This window comes from Streptomyces sp. HB132, assembly GCF_016909575.1.
Lineage (GTDB): Bacteria > Actinomycetota > Actinomycetes > Streptomycetales > Streptomycetaceae > Streptomyces.
Map to the genome: position 1 here is coordinate 167,807 of NZ_JAFBGA010000016.1, position 7,617 is coordinate 175,423.

Consider the following 7,617-nt stretch of genomic DNA (forward strand, 5'->3'; position numbering starts at 1 on the left):
GGATACGTCACCTTCAGGGCTTGACCGGCCCTCGGCACTGTCACACTCTAACGCGTATTGCCGTCAAGTGTTCGACAATGCCGACCGGTGAACGGCAATGTTTCTCCCCGATGGTGGGTGCGTCAAGAGGTGTGTGACGTGCGCGACTCGATCGTTACCGACCCCGAGGGGTGTTTCAGAAGCGTCCGGCGCCCAGGTCCCGGGAGACGGCGCGGGCGCAGTCCCGCACGGCCGCGACGAGCTCGGGCCGCAGTTCGCCGCCCGCGCAGACGCGTTCCACGGCGCCGGTCACGGCCACGGCGCCCACCGGCATCCTGCGCCGGTCGTGGATGGGGGCGGCGGCCGCCGCCACGCCCTCCCAGGTCTCCTCGACGTCGGAGGCCCAGCCCTGCGCCCGGATCAGGTCGAGCAGTGACTCGAACTCCGCGTCGCCCGTGACGGTGCGCGGCGTGAAGGGCCGCCGCTCCACCTCCGTGGCCTCGCTGTGCGCGACCGGGTCGTAGGCGGCGATCACCTTGCCCAGGGCGGTGGAGTGCAGCGGCTGCATGGCGCCGACCTCGAGCACCTGGCGGCTGTCGTCGGGCCGGAAGACGTGGTGGACGATCAGCACCCCGTGCTGGTGCAGCACGCCCAGGTGGACGCTCTCGCCGCTGGAGCGGGCCAGGTCGTCGGTCCACACCAGGGCGCGGGCGCGCAGCTCGTGCACGTCGAGATAGCTGTTGCCCAGACGCAGCAGCTCGGCGCCGAGCTGGTAGCGGCCGGACGCGGCGTCCTGCTCGACGAAGCCCTCGTGCTGGAGGGTGCGCAGGATGCCGTGCGCCGTCCCCTTGGCCAGCCCCAGTGACGACGAGATGTCGGACAGGCCCAGCCGGCGCTCGCCGCCCGCCAGCAGACGCAGCATCGCCGCTGCCCGCTCGAGCGACTGGATGTTCTTCGCCATCGCGCCGTACTCCTCCACCTCGGTTCGACAATGCTGAACACTATCGGTCCATGCCGACCTGTGTCCGGCGGCGCGAAAATTATGCGTCACCCCGTGCGTCACCCGTCAGAAGGCCCGTTCCCCGCACAGCATGCAGTCCGCCCCGTGGGACGCGATGACCGCCCCGGGCGCCTCCCGGCTACGCTGGCCGCGTGCCCTCCTCCGCAGAAGGGCGCAAAGCCGACAGCCGTCGCATCCCAGGGAGAACATCCATGGCCTCGTCGCCGACCCCCTCAGCTGACAGCCGGACCCGAGCCGCAGCGCTCCGAGAGGCGCTCGCCACCCGGGTCGTGGTGGCCGACGGTGCCATGGGCACCATGCTCCAGGCCCAGGACCCCACCCTCGAGGACTTCGAGAACCTCGAAGGCTGCAACGAGATCCTGAACGTGACCCGGCCCGACATCGTCCGTTCGGTGCACGAGGAGTACTTCGCGGTCGGCGTGGACTGCGTCGAGACGAACACCTTCGGCGCGAATCTCGCGGCCCTGGGTGAGTACGACATCCCGGAGCGGGTCTACGAGCTCTCCGAGTCCGGGGCGCGCATCGCCCGGGAGGTGGCGGACGAGTTCACCGCGTCCACCGGACAGCAGCGCTGGGTCCTGGGCTCCATGGGACCCGGCACCAAGCTGCCGACCCTCGGCCACGCCCCGTACGGCAAGCTCCGCGACGCCTACCAGCAGAACGCCGAGGGCATGATCGCCGGAGGCGCCGACGCCCTCCTGGTGGAGACCACCCAGGACCTGCTGCAGACCAAGGCGTCCGTCATCGGCGCCCGGCGCGCCCTCGAGGCCACCGGCGCCGACCTGCCCGTCATCTGCTCCGTCACCGTCGAGACGACCGGCACGATGCTGCTCGGCTCCGAGATCGGCGCCGCGCTGACCGCGCTCGAGCCGCTCGGCATCGACATGATCGGCCTGAACTGCGCCACCGGTCCCGCCGAGATGAGCGAGCACCTGCGCTACCTCGCCCGGCACTCCCGCGTCCCGATCTCCTGCATGCCGAACGCCGGCCTGCCCGTACTCGGCAAGAACGGCGCGCACTACCCGCTGTCCCCGGCCGAGCTGGCGGACGCCCAGGAGACCTTCGTACGCGAGTACGGCCTCTCCCTGACCGGCGGCTGCTGCGGCACGACCCCCGAGCACCTGCGCCAGGTCGTGGAGCGGGTCCGCGGCATGGTCCCCACCGTCCGCGAGCCGCGCCCCGAGCCGGGCGCAGCCTCGCTCTACCAGACCGTCCCGTTCCGCCAGGACACCTCCTACCTGGCGATCGGCGAGCGCACCAACGCCAACGGATCGAAGAAGTTCCGCGAGGCCATGCTGGAAGCGCGCTGGGACGACTGCGTGGAGATGGCCCGCGACCAGATCCGCGAGGGTGCGCACATGCTCGACCTCTGCGTCGACTACGTGGGCCGCGACGGCGTCGCCGACATGGAGGAACTGGCCGGCCGCTTCGCCACCGCCTCGACCCTGCCCGTCGTCCTGGACTCCACCGAACTGCCCGTGCTGCGGGCCGGTCTGGAGAAGCTCGGCGGACGAGCCGTCCTCAACTCCGTCAACTACGAGGACGGCGACGGCCCCGAGTCCCGCTTCGCCCAGGTCAGTGCCCTCGCCTCCGAGCACGGCGCCGCGCTGATCGCGCTGACCATCGACGAGGAGGGACAGGCCCGCACCGTCGAGCACAAGGTCGCCGTCGCCGAGCGCCTCATCGAGGACCTGACGGTCAACTGGGGCATCCACGAGGCGGACATCCTCATCGACTGCCTGACCTTCACCATCTGTACGGGGCAGGAGGAGTCCCGCAAGGACGGCATCGCCACGATCGAGGCGATCCGGGAGCTCAAGAAGCGGCATCCCGACGTACAGACCACGCTCGGCCTGTCCAACATCTCCTTCGGCCTCAACCCGGCCGCCCGCGTCGTCCTGAACTCCGTGTTCCTGGACGAGTGCGTCAAGGCCGGCCTCGACTCGGCGATCGTGCACGCCTCGAAGATCCTGCCGATCGCACGGCTGGAGGAGGAGCAGGTCAAGGTCGCCCTCGACCTCGTCCACGACCGGCGCGCCGAGGGTTACGACCCGCTGCAGCGGCTCATGGAGCTCTTCGAGGGCGTCAACATGAAGTCGATGAAGGCGGGCAAGGCGGAGGAGCTCCTGGCCCTGCCGCTGGACGAGCGCCTGCAGCGCCGCATCATCGACGGGGAGAAGAACGGCCTGGAGGCCGACCTCGACGAGGCCCTGCGGTCCCGACCCGCCCTCGAGATCGTCAACGACACCCTGCTCGCGGGCATGAAGACCGTCGGCGAGCTCTTCGGTTCCGGCCAGATGCAGCTGCCGTTCGTGCTGCAGTCCGCCGAGGTCATGAAGACAGCGGTGGCGCACCTCGAACCGCACATGGAGAAGTCGGACGCCGACGGCAAGGGCACCATCGTGCTCGCCACCGTCCGGGGCGACGTCCACGACATCGGCAAGAACCTCGTCGACATCATCCTGTCGAACAACGGCTACAACGTCGTCAACCTGGGCATCAAGCAGCCCGTCTCCGCGATCCTGGAGGCCGCCGAGGAGCACCGGGCCGATGTCATCGGCATGTCCGGCCTCCTGGTGAAGTCGACCGTGATCATGAAGGAGAACCTGGAGGAGCTGAACCAGCGCAAGCTGTCGGCCGACTACCCGGTGATCCTCGGCGGTGCGGCCCTCACCCGCGCCTACGTCGAGCAGGACCTGCACGAGATCTACGAGGGCGAGGTCCGCTACGCCCGCGACGCGTTCGAGGGGCTGCGGCTGATGGACGCACTCATCGCGGTCAAGCGGGGCGTCCCGGGCGCCGTCCTCCCCGAGCTGAAGCAGCGCAGGGTGCCCAAGCGGGACATCGCCGTGCCGGAGGCCGAGGAGCCGGAGGAGGGCGTGCGCTCCGACGTGTCCGTCACCAACCCGGTCCCCGAGCCGCCGTTCTGGGGTACCCGCGTGGTCAAGGGCATCCAGCTCAAGGAGTATGCCTCCTGGCTGGACGAGGGCGCCCTCTTCAAGGGCCAGTGGGGCCTCAAGCAGGCCCGTGCGGGCGACGGACCGACGTACGAGGAGCTCGTGGAGACCGAGGGCCGCCCGCACCTGCGCGGCTGGCTCGACAAGCTCCACACCGAGAACCTGCTGGAGGCCGCCGTCGTCTACGGCTACTTCCCCTGCGTCTCCAAGGGCGACGACCTGATCCTGCTGCACGAGGACGGCTCGGAGCGCACCCGCTTCACCTTCCCGCGCCAGCGCCGCGGCCGCCGCCTGTGCCTCGCGGACTTCTTCCGCCCCGAGGAGTCGGGTGAGACGGACGTCATCGGACTCCAGGTCGTCACCGTCGGCTCGAAGATCGGCGGAGCCACCGCCGAGCTCTTCGAGTCGAACTCCTACCGCGACTACCTGGAGCTGCACGGGCTGTCCGTGCAGCTGGCCGAGGCTCTCGCCGAGTACTGGCACGCGCGGGTCCGCAGCGAGCTGGGCTTCGCCGGGGAGGACCCCTCCGACGTCGAGGACATGTTCGCGCTGAAGTACCGCGGGGCGCGCTTCTCGCTGGGCTACGGGGCCTGCCCCGAGCTGGAGGACCGGGCGAAGATCGCCGCACTCCTGGAGCCCGAGCGGATCGGGGTGAAGCTCTCCGAGGAGTTCCAGCTGCACCCCGAGCAGTCCACGGACGCGATCGTCATCCACCACCCGGAGGCGAAGTACTTCAACGCACGGTAGGACACCGTTCAACGCGCGGTAAGGCACCGGTCCGCGCGCCGCACGGGTTCAAGTCGTAGACTGGTCGGTCCAGTGCAGGCCGGTCGCCGTTCCCACCGGGAAGGCGGCCGGCCTTCTCGTCCCTCATGGAGGTGTGCCGGATGACCAGTACGGTCCCCGCGTCCCTGACCCGTACGGCCGAAGGGTCGGCGCTGCAAGCCGTCCTTCTCGACATGGACGGCACACTGGTCGACACCGAGGGATTCTGGTGGGACGTGGAGGTCGAGGTCTTCGCCGACCTCGGGCACCGTCTCGACGAGGCATGGCGCGACGTGGTCGTCGGCGGGCCGATGACCCGCAGCGCCGGTTACCTCATCGAGGTCACGGGCGCCGACATCGCCATCGAGGAACTCACCGTGCTGCTCAACGACCGCTTCGAGAAGCGCATCGGACGCGGTGTGCCGCTGATGCCGGGCGCCGCCCGGCTTCTCGCCGAACTCGCCGCGCACGAAGTGCCCACCGCGCTCGTCTCGGCCTCGCACCGCCGCATCATCGACCGGGTGCTGGACTCGGTGGGCCGTCACCACTTCGCGCTCACGGTGGCGGGTGACGAGGTGGCCCGCACCAAGCCCCATCCGGAGCCCTACCTCGCGGCGGCGGCGGGCTTCGGGGCCGACCCCTGGCGCTGTGCGGTCGTCGAGGACACCGCGACGGGAGTCGCGGCGGCCGAGGCGGCCGGCTGCCGCGTCGTCGCGGTGCCGTCCGTGGCGCCGATCGCCCCCGCACCGGGAAGAGCGGTCGTGCCCTCCCTGGAGCAGGTGGATCTGGCCTTTCTGCGGGGCCTGATCGCGGACGAGTGACGGCTCGCGCACCGAGGGGTTCGTCACTAGGCGACAACGATGCCGTCGCGAAATCTGTCCGTTCCCCGCTTTCGCCCTCGCGTGAATCAGGTCCATGTCAATGCGGTCGTTACCGCCCAGGCGTGACGTTCGTCACTTGAAGTGACGTGTACGGGCTCTCCGAGCCGATCCGGCTGCCCGTTTTGCGACCCTATACGTCCGGATTTAATGGAGTCGTGTACGAAACATTCCCGAGCGTGACATGGACAACCGGTCATCGGCGATCACCGAGTGGATACGGGCCTGACCCGCACCGGTCAAGTCCCGCTGCGGCGCCTACTAATCTCGGTTTTCTCACATGCCGGAATGAGGGAGAACGTCCAGATGAACCGCAAGACGCTGGTGCTGCCGGCCGTCGTGGGCCTGCTCGCGCCCGTGCTCGCCGCCTGTGGCGGGTCGGACGACGGGGGCGAAGCCATCGTGGTCGGGACAACGGACCAGTTCATCGCCTCGAAGGACAACCCGGCCCCGCTCGACCCGGCCATCGGCTACGAGGCCGGCGTGTGGAACGTGCTGCGCCAGACCGTGCAGACCCTGACCCACATACCGCGCGGCGGCGGCGAGCCGGTGCCCGAGGCGGCCCAGAGCTGCACCTTCACCGACACGGAGAACGAGAGCTACCGCTGCACGCTGCGCGACGGACTCACCTTCGCCGACGGCACGCCCGTCACCCCCGAGGACGTCAAGTACTCCATCCAGCGGGTCATCGACATCGAGGACGAGAGCGGCCCGGTCGCCCTGCTCGCCAACATCGACACGATCGAGACCAAGGGCGAGGATCAGGTCGTCTTCCACCTGAGCACCCCGGACGCGACGTTCCCCTACAAGCTGGCCACGCCCGCCGCCGGGATCGTCCAGAAGGACAAGTACCCGGCGAAGAGCGCCCGTGACGGCTTCCAGGTCGACGGTTCCGGTCCGTACACCATGAAGCCGGAAGTCGAGGACAACCAGATCGTCAAGGTGGTCTTCACCAGGAACCCGAAGTACAAGGGCGACCTGAAGATCAGCAACGAGAAGGTCGAACTCGACCTCTTCCCCGACGCGAAGGCGATGGGGAAGGCGCTCGACGACGAGAAGATCGACATGATGACCCGCACCATGTCGCCCGAGCAGGCGCAGGAGATGCTGGCGAAGCCGAAGGAGGGCGTCAAGCTCAGCGAGATCCCCGGCCTCGCCATCAGCTACCTCGCGTTCAACACCGAGGATCCGGCGGTGGAGAACAAGGGCGTCCGTCAGGCGATGGCGCAGATCATCGACCGCGGGGCCATCGCGAGCAAGGTGTACGGCAGCACGGCCGAGCCGCTCTACTCGCTGATCCCGTCCGGCATCACCAGCCACACCAACTCGTTCTTCAACAAGTACGGGGAGCCCAGCGTCACCGACGCCGCGCAGACACTGGAGAAGGCCGGCGTCAGCACCCCGGTGAAGTTCACCCTCCACTACACGACCGACCACTACGGCCCCGCCACCAAGGCCGAGTTCGAGACCCTGGCGAAGCAGCTGAACGACTCGAAGCTGTTCGAGGTCGACATCAAGGGCACACCGTGGGACAAGTTCCGTCCCGCGCAGAAGAAGGGCGAGTACGCGGTCTACGGCATGGGCTGGTTCCCCGACTTCCCGGACCCGGACACGTACACGGCGCCGTTCCTCGACAAGAACAACTTCCTCAACTCGCCGTACGTGTCGGCCGCGGCACAGAACACGCTCATCCCGCAGTCCCGCCGCGAGGCGGACCGCAGCGCCGCGACGCCGGCCTTCGAGAAGCTCCAGGACATCGTTGCCAACGACGTCCCCGTGCTCCCGGTCTGGCAGGGCAAGCAGTACGTCGCGTCACTCAACGGCCTCACCGGTGTGGAGTACGCCGTCAACTCCTCGGCGGACCTCCAGCTCTGGGAGCTCGGGCGCGGCAAGTCCTGACGCGGCAACCGTCTGAGACCGGCGTGGGGGGGGGCGCCCCCCCCCCCCCCCCCCCCCCCCACCCCCCCCCCCCCCCCCCCCCGCCCCCCCGGCCCCCCCCCCCCCCCCCCCCCGCGCC

At 69.3% G+C, this 7,617-nt stretch carries 4 protein-coding genes; 3 read left to right on the top strand and 1 reads right to left on the bottom strand.

The window, feature by feature from the left end:
• Window positions 1-175 precede the first annotated feature (175 nt).
• On the bottom strand, window positions 176-940 hold the full coding sequence (locus tag JOC24_RS27800) for an IclR family transcriptional regulator (protein ID WP_205023151.1): 765 nt from the start codon (window positions 938-940) through the stop codon (window positions 176-178).
• 251 nt (window positions 941-1,191) lie between these two features.
• On the opposite strand from JOC24_RS27800, the gene metH reads away from it, so the two are divergent.
• The 3 genes from metH (at window position 1,192) to JOC24_RS27815 (ending at window position 7,499) form a co-directional block, all read left to right on the top strand.
• The gene (gene metH, locus JOC24_RS27805; RefSeq protein WP_205023152.1) at window positions 1,192-4,704 is read left to right on the top strand and encodes a methionine synthase; all 3,513 of its coding nucleotides are present in this window, start codon (window positions 1,192-1,194) and stop codon (window positions 4,702-4,704) included.
• Window positions 4,705-4,844: 140 nt separating this feature from the next.
• Window positions 4,845-5,543 (top strand): HAD family hydrolase, encoded by a 699-nt coding sequence (locus JOC24_RS27810; protein ID WP_205023153.1) that lies wholly within the window; start codon window positions 4,845-4,847, stop codon window positions 5,541-5,543.
• A gap of 363 nt (window positions 5,544-5,906) precedes the next feature.
• Window positions 5,907-7,499, top strand: coding sequence for an ABC transporter substrate-binding protein (locus JOC24_RS27815; protein WP_205023164.1), 1,593 nt, complete (start codon window positions 5,907-5,909; stop codon window positions 7,497-7,499).
• Window positions 7,500-7,617 lie beyond the last annotated feature (118 nt).